Source organism: Geobacillus sp. LEMMY01, from assembly GCF_002042905.1.
In the GTDB taxonomy this organism is placed as follows: domain Bacteria; phylum Bacillota; class Bacilli; order Bacillales; family Anoxybacillaceae; genus Geobacillus; species Geobacillus proteiniphilus.
In genome coordinates this window covers 150,469-172,368 of record NZ_MVKA01000001.1, presented here as the reverse complement: position 1 = coordinate 172,368, position 21,900 = coordinate 150,469, and the positions used below count along the sequence as shown (strand labels likewise).

Annotated in this window: 20 protein-coding genes, 1 pseudogene and 1 other annotated feature; of the genes and pseudogenes, 20 read left to right on the top strand and 1 reads right to left on the bottom strand. The window is 54.7% G+C overall.

All coding sequences use genetic code 11. From position 1 onward, the window contains the following. The first annotated feature begins 47 nt into the window (after positions 1-47). Positions 48-1,505 (top strand): DUF2339 domain-containing protein, encoded by a 1,458-nt coding sequence (locus tag B1A75_RS00870; RefSeq protein WP_074042813.1) that lies wholly within the window; start codon positions 48-50, stop codon positions 1,503-1,505. Further along, positions 1,502-3,274, top strand: a complete 1,773-nt coding sequence (uvrC, locus tag B1A75_RS00865; protein ID WP_074042812.1) for an excinuclease ABC subunit UvrC — start codon at positions 1,502-1,504, stop codon at positions 3,272-3,274. The genes B1A75_RS00870 and uvrC overlap by 4 nt, the downstream gene beginning before the upstream one ends. A 48-nt stretch (positions 3,275-3,322) precedes the next feature. On the opposite strand, the gene B1A75_RS00860 is transcribed toward uvrC, so the two are convergent. Next, positions 3,323-3,775 (bottom strand): YslB family protein, encoded by a 453-nt coding sequence (locus B1A75_RS00860; protein ID WP_025038957.1) that lies wholly within the window; start codon positions 3,773-3,775, stop codon positions 3,323-3,325. 242 nt (positions 3,776-4,017) lie between these two features. On the opposite strand from B1A75_RS00860, the gene B1A75_RS00855 reads away from it, so the two are divergent. The 18 genes and pseudogenes from B1A75_RS00855 to leuC all read left to right on the top strand — a co-directional run bounded on the left by B1A75_RS00855 (position 4,018) and on the right by leuC (position 21,864). Then, positions 4,018-4,626 (top strand): succinate dehydrogenase cytochrome b558 subunit, encoded by a 609-nt coding sequence (locus B1A75_RS00855; RefSeq protein WP_074042811.1) that lies wholly within the window; start codon positions 4,018-4,020, stop codon positions 4,624-4,626. A gap of 168 nt (positions 4,627-4,794) precedes the next feature. Beyond that, positions 4,795-6,552 (top strand): succinate dehydrogenase flavoprotein subunit, encoded by a 1,758-nt coding sequence (gene sdhA / locus B1A75_RS00850; RefSeq protein WP_066232716.1) that lies wholly within the window; start codon positions 4,795-4,797, stop codon positions 6,550-6,552. 1 nt (position 6,553) lies between these two features. Further along, the gene (gene sdhB, locus B1A75_RS00845; RefSeq protein WP_074042810.1) at positions 6,554-7,315 is read left to right on the top strand and encodes a succinate dehydrogenase iron-sulfur subunit; all 762 of its coding nucleotides are present in this window, start codon (positions 6,554-6,556) and stop codon (positions 7,313-7,315) included. A gap of 231 nt (positions 7,316-7,546) precedes the next feature. Further along, entirely contained in the window at positions 7,547-7,771 is a 225-nt protein-coding gene (locus B1A75_RS00840) for a helix-turn-helix domain-containing protein (protein WP_008881129.1), read from the top strand. 205 nt (positions 7,772-7,976) lie between these two features. Continuing rightward, a complete protein-coding gene (locus B1A75_RS00835; RefSeq protein ID WP_079935566.1) occupies positions 7,977-8,420 on the top strand; it encodes a MarR family winged helix-turn-helix transcriptional regulator in 444 nt (147 codons plus the stop codon). Between the two features lie 9 nt (positions 8,421-8,429). Then, positions 8,430-9,224, top strand: a complete 795-nt coding sequence (gene racE, locus B1A75_RS00830; protein ID WP_031407865.1) for a glutamate racemase — start codon at positions 8,430-8,432, stop codon at positions 9,222-9,224. 104 nt (positions 9,225-9,328) lie between these two features. Then, positions 9,329-10,402 (top strand): GerMN domain-containing protein, encoded by a 1,074-nt coding sequence (locus tag B1A75_RS00825; RefSeq protein ID WP_079935565.1) that lies wholly within the window; start codon positions 9,329-9,331, stop codon positions 10,400-10,402. A 371-nt stretch (positions 10,403-10,773) separates the two neighbouring features. Then, positions 10,774-11,544 carry a ribonuclease PH gene (gene rph / locus B1A75_RS00820; RefSeq protein ID WP_079935564.1) on the top strand — a complete coding sequence of 257 codons (771 nt, stop codon included), beginning with the start codon at positions 10,774-10,776 and terminating at the stop codon, positions 11,542-11,544. Then, positions 11,541-12,155 carry an XTP/dITP diphosphatase gene (locus tag B1A75_RS00815; RefSeq protein WP_074042807.1) on the top strand — a complete coding sequence of 205 codons (615 nt, stop codon included), beginning with the start codon at positions 11,541-11,543 and terminating at the stop codon, positions 12,153-12,155. The genes rph and B1A75_RS00815 overlap by 4 nt, the downstream gene beginning before the upstream one ends. After that, the gene (locus tag B1A75_RS00810; protein WP_074042806.1) at positions 12,152-12,658 is read left to right on the top strand and encodes a metallophosphoesterase family protein; all 507 of its coding nucleotides are present in this window, start codon (positions 12,152-12,154) and stop codon (positions 12,656-12,658) included. Before B1A75_RS00815 ends, B1A75_RS00810 begins: the two co-directional genes overlap by 4 nt. 287 nt (positions 12,659-12,945) lie before the next feature. Next, entirely contained in the window at positions 12,946-13,845 is a 900-nt protein-coding gene (gene ilvE, locus B1A75_RS00805; RefSeq protein WP_074042805.1) for a branched-chain-amino-acid transaminase, read from the top strand. A 22-nt stretch (positions 13,846-13,867) separates the two neighbouring features. Next, positions 13,868-14,134, top strand: a binding site (T-box leader). Between the two features lie 70 nt (positions 14,135-14,204). Then, positions 14,205-15,944 (top strand): acetolactate synthase large subunit, encoded by a 1,740-nt coding sequence (gene ilvB, locus B1A75_RS00795; protein WP_079935563.1) that lies wholly within the window; start codon positions 14,205-14,207, stop codon positions 15,942-15,944. After that, entirely contained in the window at positions 15,923-16,441 is a 519-nt protein-coding gene (gene ilvN, locus B1A75_RS00790; protein ID WP_079935562.1) for an acetolactate synthase small subunit, read from the top strand. The genes ilvB and ilvN overlap by 22 nt, the downstream gene beginning before the upstream one ends. Positions 16,442-16,466: 25 nt before the next feature. Next, positions 16,467-16,640: pseudogene (locus tag B1A75_RS00785) on the top strand (RNA-guided endonuclease TnpB family protein); the annotation flags it as partial. 96 nt (positions 16,641-16,736) lie between these two features. Continuing rightward, a complete protein-coding gene (gene ilvC / locus B1A75_RS00780; protein ID WP_079935560.1) occupies positions 16,737-17,762 on the top strand; it encodes a ketol-acid reductoisomerase in 1,026 nt (341 codons plus the stop codon). Further along, positions 17,749-19,296 carry a 2-isopropylmalate synthase gene (locus B1A75_RS00775; RefSeq protein WP_011232134.1) on the top strand — a complete coding sequence of 516 codons (1,548 nt, stop codon included), beginning with the start codon at positions 17,749-17,751 and terminating at the stop codon, positions 19,294-19,296. The genes ilvC and B1A75_RS00775 overlap by 14 nt, the downstream gene beginning before the upstream one ends. Positions 19,297-19,312: 16 nt before the next feature. Further along, complete coding sequence (gene leuB, locus B1A75_RS00770) at positions 19,313-20,428, top strand: 3-isopropylmalate dehydrogenase (RefSeq protein WP_074042803.1); 1,116 nt, start codon at positions 19,313-19,315, stop codon at positions 20,426-20,428. 20 nt (positions 20,429-20,448) lie between these two features. After that, positions 20,449-21,864 (top strand): 3-isopropylmalate dehydratase large subunit, encoded by a 1,416-nt coding sequence (leuC, locus tag B1A75_RS00765; protein ID WP_069304437.1) that lies wholly within the window; start codon positions 20,449-20,451, stop codon positions 21,862-21,864. Positions 21,865-21,900 lie beyond the last annotated feature (36 nt).

Here is a 21,900-nt window from a genome sequence, read left to right as displayed (position 1 = left end):
CGTACAAGGCTGCAGCGCCTTGTACTTTTTCTTTGGAGGGGAAGACGATGAACAAACGGTTCGGCGACCGCTTTTGGATTGGCTTTGGTGCCGGAACGGCCGCTTTGTTGGTTGGCGCCGGCTTGTATTGGGCGAGCCCGTATGCGGCCACATGGGATGAAGTCGATTTTGCCTTGGCGCTTAGGCGCTATGATGTGTTGGCCATGCAGCCGCATTTCCCGGGCTATCCGTATTTTGTTCTTGGCGGCATGGCGGTGCACGCTCTGGTTGCCAATCCGGCCAAGGCGCTTTCAATCTTGAATGTGCTCGTTTTGTTTTCCGCCGCCTTTCCCATCGTTTGGCTGCTGGGCCGGCATATGCCGCGTCCGGCGGCGCTATGGGCGGCGCTTTCGGTGCTCTCTTCAAGCTACGTGCTCCTTGCCGCCGCCAGACCGATGTCGGATGGGGCGGCGCTTGGCGTGCTTTGGTGGTACGTATGGGCGGTGGAATGGGCACGGCGGCGAACAACATGGATGGCACAGCTTTGGCCGGCCGCGTTGTTCAGCCTCATGATGGGGATTCGCCTGTCGTATGTCCCGTTGGCTGCCGCGTTGTTGATCCTTTGGCATGAGGACTGGAAAACGCATCGTCGCCTTAGCCGTGTGATGGCATCGCTGTTGGCGGCGGCCGTCTTTCAATTTGTTTGGGTGGCGGCGGTCGCGGCGACGGAAGGCGGTCTTTGGCCGTTTTTCAAGCTTGGCTGGGCGTTTGTCGTCGGTCATTTCAGCGACTGGGGTGGAACGGCGGCAGCGAGCCCGCTTCCATTTTCGGAGCGGGTGTGCCGCTTTGTCCTTGACAATTTTATTTGGACCGGCATGGCCAGCCGAAACGCTTGGCTGCTGGCTGCCTATGCGGTGGTCGGCGCCATCGCCTGGCGCGCCGGGCGGTTTGGCCTGCCGCGCCCGCTTGTTGTTTCCGCGTTGCTGTATGCTTTGTGGGCGCTGTTTGGACAAAACATTGACAAGCCGCGCCATCTCCTTCCGCTCGTTCATGTCGCGCTCGTTTACGTGTGGGGGCGGCTGTTGGCCGCGCCGCAGACATGGCGGCTCGGGCTGGCCGCGGCGGTTGTGCTGCTGCAGTCTGCGATCGGCGTCGGGCTGTTGCGCGAGCAGGCAAAAACGCCGCCGGCGGTGTATCAGCTTGCGGACGATTTGCGTGACAAACGGCAGCCGTTTGTGGTATATACGTGGGAAGAGACGCGCGTGTTTGACTATTTACACGCGCCGTTTCCGCATAAAGACGTGCTCCATTTTTCCTTCTTTTTGCAAGACAAAGAAAACTACCGCCATGCTACAATTTATATGACCGACCATGTCGTTGATGGATTTCGCGCCCAAGGGGTTGATGTTTCTAGCCATGTGCGCAAAGTGAAAACGTATCGTTCCAGTTTGCTTGCCGATCCGGTGTATGGGACGATTACGCTGTACGAATGGGTCGATGGAGCAGGGTGGGGTGATGGCCAGTGAACGACCGGCTGAAAGAAAAGCTGGCCGTGCTGCCGGAACAGCCGGGCTGCTATTTGATGAAAGACAAACACGGAACGGTCATTTACGTCGGCAAGGCGAAGTCGCTGAAAGCGCGTGTTCGCTCGTATTTTACCGGGACGCATGACGGCAAGACGCAGCGGCTTGTTGAGGAGATCGCTGATTTTGAATATATTGTCACCTCGTCAAACGCCGAGGCGCTCATTTTGGAGATGAATTTGATCAAAAAGCATGATCCGAAATACAATGTCATGCTGAAAGATGATAAAAGCTATCCGTTTATTAAAATCACCGCGGAAAAGCATCCGCGCCTGCTTATCACCCGCAAAGTGAAAAAAGACGGCGGCAAATATTTCGGCCCGTATCCAAACGTGCAGGCGGCGAACGAAACGAAAAAGCTGCTCGACCGCTTATATCCGCTCCGCAAATGTTCGACGCTGCCTTCGCGCGTCTGTTTGTATTACCATATGGGTCAATGCCTTGCCCCGTGCGTCCACCCGGTGTCGGACGAACAAAATAAGGCGATGGTTGAACAAATTGTCCGCTTTTTAAACGGCGGGTATGAAGACGTGAAGCGGGAGCTGACCGAGAAAATGCACGAGGCGGCGGAAGCGCTTGAGTTTGAACGGGCGAAAGAATACCGCGATCAAATCGCGGCGATTGAGATGACGATGGAAAAGCAAAAAATGATGCTCAACGACTTCATCGACCGCGATGTATTCGGCTATGCGTACGACAAAGGTTGGATGTGCGTGCAAGTGTTTTTCCTTCGCCAAGGGAAGCTGATCGAGCGCGACGTGTCGATCTTCCCGCTTTACCAAGACCCGGATGAGGAAATGCTTACGTTTTTGGGTCAGTTTTATGCGAAAGCGCATCATTTGAAGCCAAAAGAAGTCGTCCTCCCGTCCGACATTGACGGCGAGCTCGCCCGCGAATTGCTCGGCGTTGCCGTCGTCCAGCCGAAGAAAGGGAAGAAAAAAGAGCTTGTTGAGCTGGCGAGCAAAAACGCGGCCATTGCTCTGAAAGAAAAATTTTATTTCATCGAACGGGACGAAGAACGGACGATCAAAGCGGTCGAACGTCTCGGAGAGCGTCTCGGCATTCCGGCGCCGCGCCGCATCGAGGCGTTTGACAACTCGAACATTTACGGGGCCGATCCGGTCTCGGCGCTCGTCGTTTTCCTTGACGGCAAGCCGGCGAAAAAAGAGTATCGGAAATACAAGGTAAAGACGGTCGCAGGCCCGAACGATTATGAAACGATGCGCGAAGTCGTGCGCCGCCGCTATACGCGCGTGTTGAAAGAAGGATTGCCGCTGCCCGATTTGATCATCATCGACGGCGGCAAAGGCCACTTGTCGGCGGTGCGCGATGTACTCGAAAACGAACTTGGACTGGATGTGCCGCTGGCTGGATTGGCGAAAGACGAGAAACATCGCACATCAGAGCTTTTGGCGGGTGATCCGCCGGATGTCGTGCCGCTTGACCGGCAAAGCCAAGAGTTTTATTTATTGCAGCGCATCCAAGATGAGGTGCACCGGTTTGCGGTTGCCTTCCACCGAAAGACGCGGCAGAAAACGATGTTCCATTCCGTGCTGGATGACATCCCAGGCGTTGGGGAAAAGCGGAAAAAAGCGCTCTTGAATTATTTCGGCTCGGTGAAAAAGATGAAAGAGGCGACGGTGGAAGAGTTGCAGCGGGCGAACATTCCGCGAGCGGTGGCGGAGAAAATCTATGAAAAACTGCATGAATAATGGCTGAACGGGCGCCCGTTTTGCGAGCGGACGCCCGTTGCCTTCATTTCATTCGATTGCCTGCTTCCGGTCCCATTTCACTAAAATGCGCGCTTTGCCAGCCTGCTTTGACGGCAGTTCGACCGCTTCGGTGACGAACCGCTTTTGTTGTTCGATTTGCTGGGCGAGAAATCCAGCCTCAAGCTGGAACGAGCAGCTGCCGTACAAGGAAAAGCGGGCGGCGATGATGGGGCCCGACAGCTCGATAGATAGTTCGTCGTTTCGCTCTTCGCCAACCGACAAAGCTCCCCAGCCCGCCCGTTCAAAAAATACGGCGACGTCATCGAGCGTTTCGAGCGGGTAGCGCCGCGCCAGCTGTTTGCCGGCCCAGTACAGCAGCGAAGCGGCATCTTTGCCAAGCAGCTCGGGAAGAAGCGAATGGCGAAGCAACTCAGCCCCGAATGCGGAAAGCGAAATCGACCCAAACATTTGATATTGGTCCTCTAATGGTGGTTGTTTCATCGTTTTCCCCTCTTTCTATCCATTTCCCCATTATAGCTGAATTGCTGCCGGAGTGCATCCTCTTTTCCTAAGGTGGCGCAACTATGAGAATGTTTGAACATTTTGTGGCAGTGTTTTCTTGACGCTTGTACAATGTGGGAGTACAATGAATGTGACAAAGCGAATAGGGAATGGAAGATGTTTCCGTTTCCGCGCTGCGAGCGAGAGGCACATATTTTTTATCAGTTGAAGGGGGTTTACATATGGCAGGGAATCGCGAGTTTTACTATCGCCGGCTCCACTCGCTGCTGGGGGTTGTTCCCGTCGGCATCTTTTTAGTGCAGCACTTGGTCGTCAACCATTTTGCGACGCGTGGGCCGGAAGCGTTTAACCGGGCGGCGGCGTTTATGGAAAACTTGCCGTTTCGCTATTTTCTTGAAATTTTTGTTATTTTTCTTCCATTGTTGTTCCATGCTGTATATGGCATTTATATCGCGTTTACAGCAAAATTCAACACTCGCCAATACGGCTATTTCCGCAACTGGATGTTTATGCTTCAGCGGATCACCGGCATCATTACATTGATTTTTGTCGTTTGGCATGTGTATGAAACGCGGGTGCAAGCGGCATTCGGCGTCAAAGTGAACTACGACATGATGGCCAACATTGTCGACAATCCGTTTATGCTCGGATTTTATATTGTTGGAATTTTGTCCACGGTCTTTCACTTCGCCAACGGCTTATGGTCGTTCTGCGTCAGCTGGGGTTTGACGGTGTCGCCTCGTTCGCAGCAAGTATTTACGTACATTACGATGATCATTTTCGTCGCGCTTTCCATTGTCGGCATTCGCGCCATCTTGGCGTTTGCGTAAGACAAGCGTTCCATTCCTAGGGAACGATTTGACGAGGAACCGCTGCGTTGGCTCGTGATGGATCGCGCCTTAGCCGCTCTCCGAACGATCGCTTGGTCGATGACGGCCGGCAAGGCAAAACGTGCGGCATGCAAGCAAAAGCAGCAATCTATTAGGGAGTGAGTAGCTATGAAAAAAGGGAAAATCATCGTTGTTGGCGGTGGGTTGGCCGGTTTGATGGCCACGATAAAAATCGCCGAAGCAGGAGTGCCTGTCGAACTGTTTTCGCTCGTTCCAGTAAAGCGTTCTCACTCCGTCTGTGCCCAAGGCGGCATTAACGGAGCGGTCAACACGAAAGGGGAAGGCGACTCGCCGTGGGAGCATTTTGACGACACCGTCTATGGCGGGGACTTCTTGGCGAACCAGCCTCCGGTCAAAGCGATGTGTGAAGCGGCGCCGGGGATCATTTACATGCTCGATCGGATGGGCGTCATGTTCAACCGGACGCCGGAAGGGCTGCTTGATTTCCGCCGCTTCGGGGGAACGCAGCATCACCGGACCGCCTATGCCGGAGCCACGACTGGCCAGCAAATTTTGTATGCACTTGATGAACAGGTGCGCCGCCATGAAGTGGCCGGGCTCGTCACGAAGTACGAGCATTGGGAGTTTTTAGGCGTCGTTTTGGATGACGAGCAAATTTGCCGCGGCATCGTCGCACAAGATTTGCGATCCATGGAAATCAAAGCGTTTCCAGCCGATGCCGTCATTTTGGCGACCGGCGGCCCGGGGATCATTTTTGGGAAATCGACGAACTCGGTCATCAACACCGGTTCAGCGGCTTCGATCGCCTATCAGCAAGGCGTTTACTACGCGAACGGCGAGTTCATCCAAATTCACCCGACCGCCATTCCGGGCGATGACAAGCTCCGCCTTATGAGCGAATCGGCGCGCGGGGAAGGCGGACGCATTTGGACGTATAAAGACGGGAAACCGTGGTACTTCCTTGAGGAAAAATATCCGGCTTACGGAAACTTGGTGCCGCGCGACATCGCCGCACGAGAAATTTTCCACGTCTGCGTCGATTTGAAGCTCGGCATCAACGGCGAAAACATGGTGTATTTGGATCTTTCGCATAAAGATCCGAAAGAGTTGGACATTAAGCTTGGCGGCATTATCGAAATTTACGAGAAGTTTATGGGCGAAGACCCGCGCAAAGTGCCTATGAAGGTGTTCCCGGCCGTTCACTACTCGATGGGCGGTTTATGGGTCGATTATGACCAAATGACGAACATCAAAGGGTTGTTTGCTGCCGGCGAGTGCGACTATTCGATTCACGGGGCGAACCGCCTTGGGGCGAACTCGCTGCTCTCGGCGATTTACGGCGGAATGGTCGCCGGCCCGAACGCCGTCCGCTACATCCGCGGCCTCGAGAAATCGGCGGATGCGATGCCGTCGACGTTATACGACAGCTATGTGAAACGGGAGCAGGAAAAATGGGAGAACATTTTGGCGATGGACGGCACGGAAAACGCCTATGTGCTGCATAAAGAGCTCGGTGAATGGATGACGGCGAACGTGACGATCGTCCGCTACAACGACCGGCTGCTGAAGACGGATGAGAAAATTCAAGAGCTGATGGAGCGGTACAAAAACATCAGCGTCACCGACACGTCGAGATGGAGCAACCAAGGAGCGACGTTTATCCGCCAGCTGTACAACATGCTGCAGCTCGCCCGCGTCATTACGCTTGGCGCTTACCATCGCAATGAAAGCCGCGGGGCGCACTACAAGCCGGAGTTTCCGGAGCGCAATGACGAAGAGTGGCTGAAAACGACGATGGCCCGCTACACGCCAGATGGTCCGGCGTTCCATTATGAAGACGTTGACGTCTCGTTGATTAAACCGCGCAAGCGCGACTACAGCAAAAAGAAAGAGGAAGTGAAGTAAGATGAGCGAGAACAAAACGGTTCGTTTGATCATCACGCGCCAAGATCGTCCGGATTCCGCGCCGTATGAAGAGGAGTTTGTCATTCCGTACCGCCCGAACATGAACGTCATTTCGGCGCTCATGGAAATCCGCCGCAATCCGATCAACGCCAAAGGGGAAAAAACGACGCCGGTCGCTTGGGAAATGAACTGTCTGGAAGAAGTATGCGGAGCCTGTTCGATGGTCATTAACGGCAAGCCGCGCCAGGCGTGCGCCGCGCTCATTGACAAACTCGAGCAGCCGATCCGCCTTGAGCCGATGCGCACATTCCCAGTCATCCGCGACTTGGTCATCGATCGGAGCCGGATGTTTGACGCGTTGAAGCGAGTGAAAGCATGGATTCCGATCGACGGAACGTACGACTTGGGCCCGGGGCCGCGCATGCCGGAGCGGAAGCGGCAATGGGCGTACGAGCTGTCAAAATGCATGACATGCGGTGTCTGCCTCGAAGCGTGCCCGAACGTCAACAGCAAGTCGAACTTTATCGGCCCGGCGCCGCTGTCGCAAGTGCGGCTGTTTAACGCCCACCCGACCGGGGCGATGCATAAAGCCGAACGGCTGCGGGCGATTATGGGCGACGGCGGATTGGCCAACTGCGGCAACTCGCAAAACTGCGTGCAATCGTGCCCGAAAGGCATTCCGTTGACGACCTCGATCGCGGCGTTAAACCGCGAAACGACGATTCAAATGTTCCGCGATTTCTTTGGCAGCGACGAAGTGTAGCGGCAGAATAAAATCCCCTTCATTCGAATAGACATGAGGGGGATTTTTTGTTTCACTAGGCAAGTGGAAGCCAACCGTCCCCGGCGAACCGAAAGATGAAGAAAAAAAGACCCATTTTTCTATTAGATAAGCAAATTTTCGTCACCGCCGTCCTTGCTCTCACATACGATATGGCGAGGAAATACCCATCCGGCAGTTCGGGCCCATTGAGAGCAAGGAGGGTTACAACCGTTGAAGGACAAATCGTTTCAATCGAAGCCGCTTTTGACAAAAAGAGAAAAAGAAGTCTTCGAATTGCTCGTGCAAGACAAGACGACAAAAGAGATCGCCAAAGAGCTGTTTATCAGCGAGAAAACGGTTCGCAACCATATTTCGAATGCGATGCAAAAGCTTGGGGTCAAGGGGCGCTCGCAAGCTGTCATTGAATTGCTTCGAATGGGCGAACTTGAACTATAAACGATGCCGGCTTTCCTTGTTGGACAGCCGGCTGTTATGTTCCCTTGCGGCCGGACGAGGCTTGGCGCCCGTCCGGCCTTCGTCCGCGGCGGCCGCCGCATTTTTCATGTTGATTATCTTTGCCAGTGTTGTAAAATGAAAAGTAGAAATAGCCGCCGGTGCATGTCGTCTAAGGCTGCCGCGGAAACGATCAAGGAGAGATGGTATGCCGTCTGCGATGAATGAAAGAACGGTTGCCGAGTTGGAAAAATTGCTTCGCTATATCGCCGCTAATTTGAAACAGCGCGGCCGTGAAATTTTAACCAACTATCCGATCACCCCTCCGCAATTTGTCGCCCTGCAGTGGCTGCTTGAAGAAGGGGACTTGACGGTCGGCGAGTTATCGAACAAAATGTATTTGGCGTGCAGCACGACGACCGACTTGGTCGACCGCATGGAGCGGAACGGACTTGTCGCCAGAGTCCGCGACGAACACGACCGCCGCGTCGTCCGCATCCACCTGCTTGAAAAAGGGGAGCGCATTATCGAAGAAGTGATTGAGAAACGCCAGCGCGATCTAGCCAGCGTGCTGGAAAGTTTTTCAGACGACGAAATCGTCGTCTTTGAGCGTTGTTTGCGCAAATTGCATCAAGAAATGACGAAAGAATGAGGCGATCACTTGGAAAGAGCAATTGGTGTCATTGACTCAGGAGTCGGCGGTTTGACCGTCGCCAAAGAAATTATGAGGCAGCTGCCGAAAGAACAAATTATTTACTTAGGCGACACCGCCCGTTGCCCGTACGGGCCGCGGCCGGTGGAAGAAGTCCGTCGATTTACGTGGCAAATGATCGATTACTTGCGGCAATATCCCTTGAAAATGCTTGTTATCGCCTGCAACACCGCGACGGCGGTCGCGCTTGACGACGTGCGGGCGAAGCTTGACATTCCTGTGCTTGGCGTCATTCATCCCGGCGCTCGCGCCGCCCTGAAAGCGACCAGGCACGGGCACATCGGCGTCATCGGCACGATTGGCACGATCCGAAGCCGGGCGTATGAAAAGGCGCTTCAATCGATCAATCCGCGCGTCCAAGTCGAGAGCTTGGCCTGTCCGAAGTTCGTTCCGCTTGTTGAAAGCGGCGACTTTGAAGGGCAAGAGGCGATGGCGATCGTCGCCGAATCGCTCGCTCCGCTTCGCCCGCTGCCGATCGATGTGCTTATTTTAGGCTGCACGCATTATCCGTTGCTCGCGCCGCTCATTCGCACGTATATGGGCAAACGCGTGAAGCTCATTTGCTCGGGCGGTGAGACGGCTCGTGAAGTGAGCGCAATTTTGCACCACAGCCAGCTCCTTTACACCGGCGAGCGCGAACCGGAGCATTTGTTTTTCACGACCGGGCCGAAAGAGCTGTTTGAAAAGATTTCCGGGAAGTGGTTTGGCAAGCCGATCGGCACGGTCGAGGCGATTCGGCTGTAACCAACAAATCCTTTAGCGTCCATGCGCTAAAGGATTTTTTTATTCTATTTTGGAAAACGGCTCGTATACATAGTAGTACAAACTACGAGTAGGAGGGAACGTCAATGAAACGGACGACTCACATATGGGCGGCGCCGCTGCTCGCCTCGCTGTTGTTGCTTGGCGGCTGCGGTTTGTTTGGGCGAGATGAGGCGGTGAAGGAGATCGATCCGCCGCAAGAGACGAGTTATGTCAAAGACGGCCAAGCGCTTCAGGAAGCGACGGAAAGCCAAAAGGAAGGGGAAGAGAAAGCGAAGGCCACCGAGACGGTGAAAAGAGAGCTGTACTTGATTGACAAAAACGGCTTTGTCGTGCCGCAAACAGTGGAATTGCCGAAAACGCAGGCCGTGGCGAAACAAGTACTCGAATATTTGGTTGAAGACGGACCCGTGTCAGAAATGTTGCCGAACGGCTTCCGCGCGGTCATTCCAGCCGGAACGACGGTGCTTGGTGCAAAATTGGAAAAAGACGGAACGTTGATCGCTGACTTTTCGCCGGAGTTTAAAAACTATAAGCCGGAGGACGAAAAACGAATTTTGCAGGCCATTACGTGGACGTTGACGCAATTTGACAATATCAAGCGCGTCAAAATCCGCATCAACGGCTACGATCAAAACGTGATGCCGGTCAATAAAACGCCGATTCAAGATGGGGTAAGCCGCGCCGACGGCATCAATATGGAAGCGAGCGGCGTGCCAGACATTACGAATACGCATCCGGTCACCGTTTATTTTGTCGCCCAACAAGGGAACAACACATACTATGTGCCGGTGACACGGCGTGTATCCAATAAAGAAAAGGATGATATCGCAGCGGCCGTCAACGAACTGATTCAAGGACCAGAGCAAGGGAGCGGGCTTGTCGGCGTCTTTCAGCCGGACGCGAAGCTTGTCGATGCCCCGAAATATGAGGATGGCAAAGTGACGCTCAACTTTAACGAAGGCATTTATGGCAGCAACAAGAAAAATGTCATTTCCGACGTCGTGTTGAATTCTCTCGTTTTGTCGCTCACTGAGCAAAAAGGAGTCGAAAGCGTGGCGATCACAGTCAATGGCAAAGCCAATCTTGTCACGGAAGACGGCAAGCCGCTCACCAAACCGGTCGCTCGGCCGCAAAACGTCAATACCGGGACATTTTAACATAGTTCCGAAAGAAGTCTCCCACTTCGAAACGAAGTGAAAGTGGGAGATGAATTTCTGTTGGCGATAGCCAACCAATATGATAATGTATGGTGAGAACGGACCCCTTCGGAACGAAGGGAAGCGTAAAGGGTTCTTGTGTGTGGCTTACCGTTCAGCGAACACGCACAAGTCGCTTGAAGCCCCCACCTCTCAGCAAAGCGTAGGTGGCGGGTAGTTCACCCGGTTGGCGCTGACAGGTTGGAAACGAACAGGGCGTTATGGTATAACAAAGAGGTGGAAACGTATTCCGCCTCTTTCTTTTTTTCGCTAGGCGGAAAGAAATGCGGCGTCTGGCATTCAGTTGAAGAGGGAAAAGGAGGACTCAGCTGATGAGAGCGGACGGACGAAGCAGTTGCGAGTTGCGCCCTGTACATATACACCCGCATTACATGAAGCACGCTGAAGGGTCGGTGCTCATTGAAATCGGCGACACGAAAGTCATTTGCACGGCGACGGTCGAAGAGAAAGTGCCGTCGTTTATGCGCGGCGGCGGCAAAGGATGGATTACGGCCGAATATGGGATGCTGCCGCGGGCGACAGAGCAACGGAATGTGAGGGAAGCGAGCAAAGGAAAAGTGTCGGGGCGGACGATGGAAATTCAGCGCTTAATCGGCCGCGCGCTTCGCTCGGTTGTTGATCTTGAACAGCTTGGCGAGCGGACCATTTGGATCGATTGCGACGTCATTCAGGCGGATGGCGGAACGCGGACGGCGTCGATCACCGGTGCGTATGTGGCGCTTGTGTTGGCGCTGGCCAAACTGGTGGAAGAAGGGAAGCTCGAGGCGCTTCCGATCCGCGATTTTCTCGCCGCAACCTCGGTCGGCATCGATCCAGAGCATGGGGTGATCCTTGATTTGGATTACAACGAGGATGCGCGGGCGAAAGTGGATATGAACGTCGTCATGACCGGAGCCGGTCAATTTGTTGAGATTCAAGGAACTGGAGAGGAAGCGGTTTTTTCGCGCGCCGAGCTCGATGAATTGCTTGAAGCGGCGCAAATAGGCATTAAACAGCTCATCGCCGTTCAGCGCCGCGCATTGGGCGAGTGGGCAGCGCGCATCGGCGAAAAAAAAGAAGCGGCAGAGGAGGACACAGAGTGAAGGAGATTGTCATCGCTACACAAAATGCGGGCAAAGTGCGCGAGTTCGCCGCTTTGTTTGCCAAGCGGGGCGTCGAAGTGAAATCGCTGCTTGACTTTCCGGACGCTCCGGATGTCGAAGAAACGGGGAGCACGTTTGCGGAAAATGCCGTGCTCAAAGCAGAAGCGGCGTCGCGGCGCCTAAAGCGGCCGGTGATCGCCGATGATTCCGGGCTCGTGGTCGATGCGCTCGGCGGCCGGCCGGGCGTTCATTCGGCCCGTTACGCCGGGGAAGATAAAAACGATGCACGCAACATCGCCAAGCTGCTTCGCGAGCTTGACGGGGTGCCGATGGAGCAGCGCACGGCTCGTTTTCATTGCGCGCTCGCCGTCGCGATCCCAGGGCGGCCGACCGCCGTCGTCGAAGCGACATGCGATGGTTATATCGCCGAAGCGCCGCGTGGGGAGGGGGGCTTTGGCTATGATCCCGTTTTTTACCTTCCGGAGCGGGGAAAAACAATGGCGGAGCTTGCGCCGGAGGAAAAAAATCAAATCAGTCATCGCGCCAAGGCGCTGACGAAGCTCGATGAGCAGTGGGATGAGATCGTCGGTGGAAAGGGGCGGCCGGAATGAAGGCGGTGATTGTGAGCGACAGCCATGGGCTGACTGCCGAACTTGCTGAAATTGTCAACCGTCATCGCCATGAAGCGGATTTGTTTATCCATTGCGGCGACTCGGAGCTGGAGGTGGGGGCGGACGAGATCGCCCCGTTTGCCGTCGTGCGCGGCAACTGCGATTTCGCCGCGTTTCCTGCTGAGCGCATCGAAGAGGTGGGCGGCGTTCGGTTGTTTGTCACCCACGGCCATTTATACGGGGTGAAAACGTCGCTTTTGCGTTTATCCTATCGCGCGCAAGAAACAGGGGCTCACGTCGTTTGTTTCGGCCACTCGCATTTGGCCGGCGCCGAGCAAATGGATGGGGTGTTGTTCATCAACCCCGGCAGCATTGCTTTGCCGCGCGGAAGAAAAGAAAAAACGTACGCGGTGTTGACCATCGGCGGCGGGCGGGCGCACGTCCAATTTTATGAAGTGGATGGGCGGCCCGTTCCTGGAATGGAACGAACCTTTTCGATCTAAGCGGACAAAACGTCCGCTATTTTTTGTTTTTCGTCTTTGGCGGTTAGAGCGCGTCCGCCTTCTATGAGCCGGCCAAGAAAGAAAAAAATTTTTTGAATCGGCAAAACCTTGATTCTATCATAATGTAAGCGCATTCAAATAGTTTGATCAATCGAAATTTTCAAAAAACGTTATTGACGGCGCGGAGGTTTCGGATTATTATAATTTTCAAATAAGAGAAACGATGCAAACACATCATCGAGCCGTTCAAAGCAACTGTTGACTGATCAAGGAAGAGGGGAACCGAAGTGGGCGAACAATGGATCTTTTTAAACGGAGAATTTGTGACAAAAGAAAACGCCAAAATTTCCGTGTATGACCATGGATTTTTGTATGGCGACGGGGTATTTGAAGGCATTCGCGTCTATAGCGGCAACGTATTCCGCCTTGAAGAACATATAGATCGGCTATACAATTCGGCGAAGTCGATTTTGCTCGACATTCCGTACACGAAGGACGAAATGATTGGCCACGTGCTCGAAACGATCCGCCGCAACGGCTATCAAGATGCGTACATCCGCCTGGTCGTTTCGCGCGGGGTCGGCGATTTAGGACTTGATCCGTACAAATGCAAAACGCCGCAAATCGTTATTATCGTCGAGCCGCTCGCGCTCTTCCCGAAACATTTATATGAAACCGGCATCGAAGTGGTGACGGTGGCGACGCGCCGCAACCGCTCTGATGTGCTGAGTCCGAAAGTCAAATCGCTCAACTACCTAAACAACGTGCTTGTCAAAATTGAGGCGCATTTGGCGAATGTAAGCGAAGCGCTGATCTTAAACGATCAAGGCTATGTCGCGGAAGGTTCGGGAGACAACGTTTTCATCATCAAAAACGGCGTCATTTATACGCCGCCTGGGTATGTCGGGGCGCTTGAAGGCATCACGCGCCAAGCGATCATCGAAATCGCGGAGGATCTCGGCTATACGGTGAAAGAGGAGCCGTTTACCCGCCATGATGTGTATGTTGCTGATGAAGTGTTTTTGACGGGGACGGCGGCCGAAGTCATTTCCGTCATTAAAGTCGATGGCCGGACGATCGGCGACGGGACGCCGGGACCGCATACAAAGCGGTTGCTTGAAGAATTTCGCCGCCGCGTGGTCGTCGAAGGAGTGAAGGTGTATCCGACGAACGCCAATGTCGGTTGATTGCACATGACAATTTTATAGCGAAAAAGCGTTGACGAGGATAAGTAGTCAGCGGGATCAACATCCACAGAGAGCCGGGGTAGCTGCGAACCGGTGATGTTGCCGCTTGATGAACTCACCTCTGAGCGCCAGCCTGAACGCCGGACGGCTAGTAGGGCTGGACGAGTGGAGACGCGCGCTTCACTCGTTACCAAAATGAGCGGCCGGCTTCGGCTGGCCGCTCCTGAGGCGGCCGTCATGGCCGTGAAGAAGGGTGGTACCGCGGAAAGGAAACCTTTTCGCCCCTTTGGCTGGAAATACCAGCCATCGTGGGCGGAAAGGTTTTTTATATGGATGACAAATCACAGGGAGGATCGACGATGGCAAAAATGAAAGTCGAGGAACAAGAAAAAGCGAAGACGAAGGCGAGAATGAGCGGGTCGCTGATGCTGATTGAAGCGCTCAAGGCGGAAAAGGTCGAAGTCATTTTTGGCTACCCGGGCGGGGCGGTGCTCCCGCTGTATGACGAGTTGTATAAAGCCGGCGTGTTCCACGTGCTGACGCGGCATGAGCAAGGGGCCATCCATGCGGCGGAAGGATATGCGCGCATTTCTGGAAAACCGGGGGTCGTCATCGCCACCTCCGGCCCGGGAGCGACCAACATCGTCACCGGGTTGACCGACGCGATGATGGATTCGCTGCCGCTCGTCGTCTTTACCGGGCAAGTGGCAACGAGCGTCATCGGCTCGGATGCGTTTCAGGAGGCGGACGTTGTCGGCATTACGATGCCGATTACGAAACACAACTACCAAGTGCGCGACATCAGCGAGCTGCCGAGAATCATTAAAGAGGCGTTTCACATTGCGACGACCGGGCGCCCCGGACCGGTGTTGATCGACATTCCAAAAGACATTACGACGGCCGAAGGGGAGTTTGATTACGATCAAGACGTTCATTTGCCTGGCTATCAACCGACGACGCAGCCGAACCATTGGCAAATCCGTCGGCTTGTCGAGGCGGTCAGCCAGTCGAAGCGGCCGGTCATTTTAGCCGGCGCCGGCATCTTGCACGCCAATGCGTCCAATGAATTGCGGCAATACGCCGAGCAGCAAAACATTCCCGTCGTTCATACGCTCCTTGGCCTTGGCGGCTTCCCGGCCGATCACCCGCTTTTCTTGGGCATGGCGGGCATGCACGGCACGTATACGGCGAATATGGCGCTGTGTGAATGCGACTTGCTCATCAACATCGGCGCCCGCTTCGATGACCGGGTCACCGGCAATTTAAAATATTTTGCGCCGAAAGCGACCGTCGCCCATATCGACATCGATCCAGCGGAAATCGGCAAAAACGTGCCGACGAAAATTCCGATCGTCAGCGATGCGAAAGCCGCCTTGCAAGAGCTGATCGCCCAGCAAGGCAAACCGGCGGACACCGCGGCGTGGCTCGCGCAGCTTGACGAATGGAAGCGGCGTTTTCCGCTCCATTATGAGCCGGAAGAAGGGACAATCAAACCGCAAAAACTCGTTGAGATGATCTATGAATTGACCGGCGGCGAGGCGATCGTCACGACGGACGTCGGTCAGCATCAAATGTGGGCGGCGCAATATTACAAGTTCAACCGGCCGCACCGATGGGTGACATCCGGAGGGCTCGGCACGATGGGCTTCGGGCTTCCGGCAGCGATCGGCGCGCAGCTCGCCGACCGGAGCGCTACGGTCGTTTCGATCGTCGGCGACGGCGGCTTCCAAATGACGTTCCAAGAACTGTCGGTCATCCAGGAGCTAGGGCTGCCGATCAAAATCGTCATCGTCAACAACCAGGCGCTCGGCATGGTGCGGCAATGGCAGGAGCTGTTCTATGACAAACGGTACTCCCATTCGCTCATTCCGAACCAACCGGATTTCGTCAAGCTTGCCGAAGCGTACGGAATACCGGGTCTGCGGGCGAAGACGGAGGCAGAAGCGGCCGAAGTGTTAAAACAAGCGTTTGCTATGGATGGCCCGGTGCTGCTTGACTTCCACGTCTGCGCTGATGAGAACGTCTATCCGATGGTGGCGCCCGGCAAAGGGCTTCACGAAATGGTGGGGGTGAAAGCATGCGAAGAATTATCACAATGACCGTCAACAACCGCCCCGGCGTCTTAAACCGCATTACCGGGCTGTTTACGAAGCGGCATTACAACATCGAAAGCATTACTGTCGGGCATACGGAAATCGAGGGCATTTCGCGGATGACGTTCGTCGTCAACGTTGACGATGAACGGACGGCCGAACAAATCATTAAGCAGCTAAACAAGCAGATCGATGTGCTGAAAGTGAATGACATCACTGACCAAGCGATTGTCGCCCGCGAGCTGGCGCTCATTAAAGTTGCCGCTCCTCCGGCGGTCCGCCAGGAAATTTACACGCTCATCGAGCCGTTCCGCGCCTCGATCGTCGACGTAAGCAAAGACAGCCTCGTCATTCAAGTGACCGGCGAGCCGGAAAAAGTCGAGGCGTTGATTGAACTATTGCGCCCATACGGCATTAAGGAAGTGGCGCGCACGGGAACAACGGCGTTCACCCGCGGGGCGCAAAAAGCGGCGACGAACCAGAAAACAGCGTTTATTATTTAACAGCTATCATACAAAACAGCACTGATTGTTTCATGGAACCGCCAAACAAGGGGCGGCCAAGCTCTACAAAAAGAGAAAGAAATGGTACTTGGCTGTTGCGATCACATTTGAAGCCCAACAATGGGGAGAAACCAAGGTAATGGGCGTTGATTTGGGACTTCGTTATATCGCCGTTGCCAATGTTGGAACTTGGGCGTTGTCTGAACCAGAAATGGATGAGGGCGTTAACGACCCAAGAATCCCACGCCTTTAGGCGTGTGGAGTGTCAAACTACAGGACAAAGGAGAGGGTAATCATGGCAAAAGTCTACTATAACGGGGATGCAAACGAACAATATTTGCAAGGGAAAACGGTCGCGATCATCGGCTACGGCTCGCAAGGCCACGCCCATGCGCAAAACTTGCGCGACAGCGGTGTCCGCGTCATCGTTGGATTACGAAAAGGAAAATCATGGGAACAAGCGGAACAAGACGGCTTTGACGTATACTCGGTCCGCGAAGCGGCGAAGCAGGCTGATATCGTCATGGTGCTGCTGCCGGATGAAAAGCAGCCGGCCGTGTACAAAGAGGAAATCGAGCCGGAACTCGAGCCAGGCAATGCGCTTGTGTTTGCGCACGGCTTTAACATCCATTTCAGCCAAATTGTCCCGCCGAATCATGTTGACGTCTTTTTGGTTGCGCCGAAAGGCCCAGGCCATCTCGTGCGGCGCACGTATGCGGAAGGAGCGGGCGTGCCGGCGCTCATCGCCGTCTACCAAGATGTGACCGGACACGCGAAAGAAACGGCGCTCGCCTACGCGAAAGCGATCGGCGCTGCTCGAGCTGGGGTGTTGGAGACGACGTTCAAAGAAGAGACGGAAACCGACTTGTTCGGTGAACAAGCGGTGCTGTGCGGCGGGCTGACGGCGCTCATCAAAGCCGGGTTTGAAACGCTCGTTGAAGCCGGGTATCAGCCGGAAGTCGCCTATTTCGAGTGTTTGCATGAGATGAAGCTCATCGTCGATCTCCTTTACGAAGGCGGTTTGTCGTGGATGCGCTATTCGATTTCCGATACGGCGCAATGGGGCGACTTTATCACCGGGCCGCGCATTATTAACGACGCTGTGAAAGCGGAAATGAAAAAGGTGTTGCATGACATTCAAACCGGCAAATTCGCGAAGAGCTGGATTTTGGAAAACCAAGCGAACCGTCCGGAGTTCAACGCCATCAACCGGCGTGAGAATGAGCATTTGATTGAGATTGTCGGACGCGAACTGCGAAGCATGATGCCGTTTGTGAAGGCAAAACAAATCGAGGCGGTGGTGCCAGGTGCGAAAAATTAAGTTTTTTGATACAACGTTGCGCGATGGGGAACAATCTGCTGGTGTGAACTTGAATTTGCAAGAAAAGTTGGAAATTGCCCGTCAGCTTGAACGGCTGCGGGTTGACATCATCGAGGCGGGTTTCCCCGCCTCATCGAAAGGCGATTTTGAGGCGGTCAAACAAATTGCCGAAACGGTGAGAACATGTTCGGTCACCGGGCTGTCGCGCTCGGTCCGAAGCGACATTGATGCGGCGTGGGAGGCGTTAAAAGGCGGCGCGGAGCCGCGGCTCCACCTATTCATCGCCACCTCGCCGATCCATATGGTGCATAAATTGCGGATGACGCCGGAACAAGTGATTGAAGCGGCGGTTGAGGCGGTGAAATACGCGAAGCGCTTTTTCCCGATCGTCCAATGGTCGGCGGAAGATGCGTGCCGAAGCGAGTTGCCGTTTTTGGCGAAAATCGTCGCCGAAGTGATCAAAGCCGGCGCCTCGGTGATCAATATTCCGGATACGGTCGGCTATATTACGCCGAAAGAATACGGGGAAATTTTCCTCTATTTGCAAAACAATGTTCCGAATATTGAAAATGTTTCACTCTCCGCTCATTGTCATGATGACTTGGGCATGGCGGTGGTGAACTCGCTGTCGGCTATTGAACATGGAGCGACGCAGGTCGAGTGCACGATCAACGGCATCGGCGAGCGGGCCGGCAATGCGGCGCTTGAGGAAATCGCTGTCGCCCTTCACATCCGCAAAGACTACTATCAAGTGGAAACGCGCCTCAATTTGCAGGAAATTAAGCGCACAAGCAATCTTGTCAGCAAGCTGACCGGGGTCGTCGTTCCACCCAACAAAGCGGTCGTCGGCAAAAATGCGTTTGCGCATGAATCGGGCATCCATCAAGACGGCGTCTTAAAAGAAAAAACGACATACGAAATCATTTCGCCGGAGCTCGTCGGCGTGCCGTCGAATTCGATGGTGCTCGGCAAACATTCCGGCCGCCATGCGCTTCGCAACCGGGTTGAGGAGCTCGGCTACACGTTGTCCGATGAAGAAATCAATCAGCTGTTTGTCCGTTTTAAAGAATTGGCGGACAAAAAGAAGGACATTACCGACGACGATTTAATCGCGTTGATTTTCGAAGAGAAGTTCGACCACTTTAAAGATTTTTACCAATTGTCTTCCATCCAAGTGCAATACGGGACGAATCAAATTCCGACAGCGGTAGTTGTACTGAAAGACGGGAAGGGGAATGAAATCCAAGAAGCGGCGACCGGCGCCGGCAGCGTCGAGGCGCTGTACAATACATTGGAACGTTGCTTCCAAACGCCGGTGACGCTGCTTGACTACCGGATCGAATCGGTCGGCGGCGGCCGCGATGCGTTGGCCCAAGTGTTCGTCAAAGTGCGCGCCCATGACATCGAGACGAGCGGGCGCGGCACTGCACAAGACGTGTTGGAAGCATCGGCGAAAGCGTACATCAACGCCATCAACCGTGTGTTTATGATCGAAGCGATGCGCGGCGAAAACGAGAAAGTGGCAACACCATAAAACGGGGGGATTCAGAATGGGAAACTATCGGATTGCCGTCTTGCCAGGGGATGGCATCGGCAAAGAAGTGACGTCCGGAGCGGTCGAGGTATTGAAAGCGGTCGGCATCCGGTTTGGCCACGAGTTTACGTTTGAATATGGATTGATCGGTGGAGCGGCGATCGATGAGGCGGGGACGCCGCTCCCCGAGGAAACGCTCCGCCTTTGCCGAGAAAGCGATGCGGTGCTGCTTGGGGCGGTCGGCGGTCCGAAGTGGGATGACAACCCTCCGCATTTGCGCCCGGAAAAAGGATTGCTTGCCATTCGCAAGCAGCTCGACTTATATGCCAACTTGCGGCCGGTTGTTTGCTATGACAGTTTGGTTTCCGCTTCGCCGTTAAAACCGGATCTCGTGCAAGGCGTCGATTTTGTCATCGTCCGCGAGCTGACCGGCGGCATTTACTTCGGCCAGCCGAGCGGCCGCGTCGTCGAAAACGGCGAAGAAAAAGCAGTGGACACCTTGTTATATAAAAAGGAAGAAATTGAGCGGATCGTCCGCATGGCGTTTATACTCGCACGCGGGCGGAAGAAAAAAGTGACTTCGGTCGACAAGGCGAACGTCCTTTCGTCAAGCCGTCTATGGCGGGAAGTGGCCGAAGAGGTGGCGAAGCAGTTTCCGGACGTCACGCTTGAGCATATGCTTGTTGACAATGCCGCGATGCAGCTCATCCGCGCGCCGAAGCAGTTTGATGTCATTGTGACAGAAAACATGTTTGGCGACATTTTAAGCGATGAAGCCTCCATGTTGTCCGGTTCGCTCGGGATGCTGCCGTCAGCCAGCTTATCCGCTTCCGGTCCGAGCTTGTATGAGCCGGTGCACGGTTCAGCGCCTGATATCGCCGGCATGAACAAAGCCAATCCGATTGCGGCGATTTTGTCAGCAGCGATGATGCTTCGCCTGTCGTTCGGGCTCACCGCGGAAGCGGAGGCGGTAGAGCACGCGGTGCGGCAGGCGCTCGCCCTAGGTTTGCGCACCGCCGACTTGGCGCCAAGCGGCGGCCGCATCGTATCAACGAACGAAATGGTCGAAGAAATCAAAACGGCGGTGCTGGATTATACGGCCATTGCTCAAATTATGACCGTTTATGCCTAAGACGTGCGAGGTGAAAGCCAATGAAGCCGAAAACGATCATCGATAAAATTTGGGAAAACCACGTCGTCTACCGTGAGGAGGGCAAACCGGATTTATTGTACATCGATTTGCACTTAGTGCATGAAGTGACCTCGCCGCAAGCGTTTGAAGGGTTGCGGCAAAAAGGGCGGAAGGTGCGGCGGCCGGATTTGACCTTTGCGACGATGGACCATAACGTGCCGACCGTTAACCGATTTGTGATTACCGACGAAGTGGCGCGCAACCAAATCGCTGCGCTTGAGCGCAACTGCCGCGAGTTCGGCATTCCGCTCGCCGACCTAAACAGCGAAGAGCAAGGAATCGTTCACGTCATCGGCCCAGAGCTCGGTTTAACCCAGCCGGGAAAAACGATCGTTTGCGGCGACAGCCATACGTCGACGCACGGGGCGTTTGGCGCCTTGGCGTTTGGCATCGGCACGAGCGAAGTCGAGCATGTATTGGCTACACAAACGCTTTGGCAGCATAAGCCGAAAACGCTGCAAATCCGCATCAACGGCCGCCTCGGCAAAGGAGTGACCGCCAAAGACGTCATCTTGGCCATTATCGGCCGCTATGGCGTCGGCGTCGGCACCGGTTATATTATCGAATTCACTGGCGAAGCGATCCGACGCATGTCGATGGAAGAGCGAATGACGATTTGCAACATGTCGATTGAAGCTGGAGCGAGAGCCGGCCTCATCAGCCCGGATGAAACGACGTTTGCCTATTTGCGCGGCCGCAAATATGCGCCAAAAGGCGAGGAGTTTGACAAGGCGGTGGAACGGTGGCGGGCGCTTGCAAGCGATGAGGGGGCGGAATACGATAAAACGATTGAAATCGATGCGTCGACGATCGCTCCGATGGTGACGTGGGGGACGAACCCCGCGATGAGCACTTCCGTCGATGGCGTCGTGCCGCATCCCGAGCAATTTGAAAGCAAAACAGAGCAAAACGCGGTGCGCCGGGCGCTTGAGTACATGGGGCTCAAGCCGGGCACGCCGATTACGGATATTCCGGTGCAGCACGTCTTCATCGGTTCGTGCACCAACTCACGCCTCAGCGATTTGCGCGCGGCGGCGAGCATCGTGAAAGGGAAAAAAGTGGCTCCGGGTGTACGGGCGCTCGTCGTGCCTGGATCGCAGCAAGTGAAAAAACAAGCCGAAGCGGAAGGGTTGGCGCAAATTTTCATCGACGCCGGTTTTGAATGGCGCGACTCCGGCTGCAGCGCCTGTTTGGGCATGAACCCGGACATCATCCCAGAAGGCGAGCACTGTGCGTCAACGTCGAACCGCAACTTTGAAGGGCGGCAAGGAAAAGGGGCGCGCACGCATCTCGTCAGCCCGGTGATGGCCGCGGCGGCTGCGATTTACGGACATTTTGTCGATGTGCGCCAGCTTGAAGCCGAGCCGGTCTGTTAAATTGACGATCGTGATGGCAAAAGAGGCGGCGCGGCA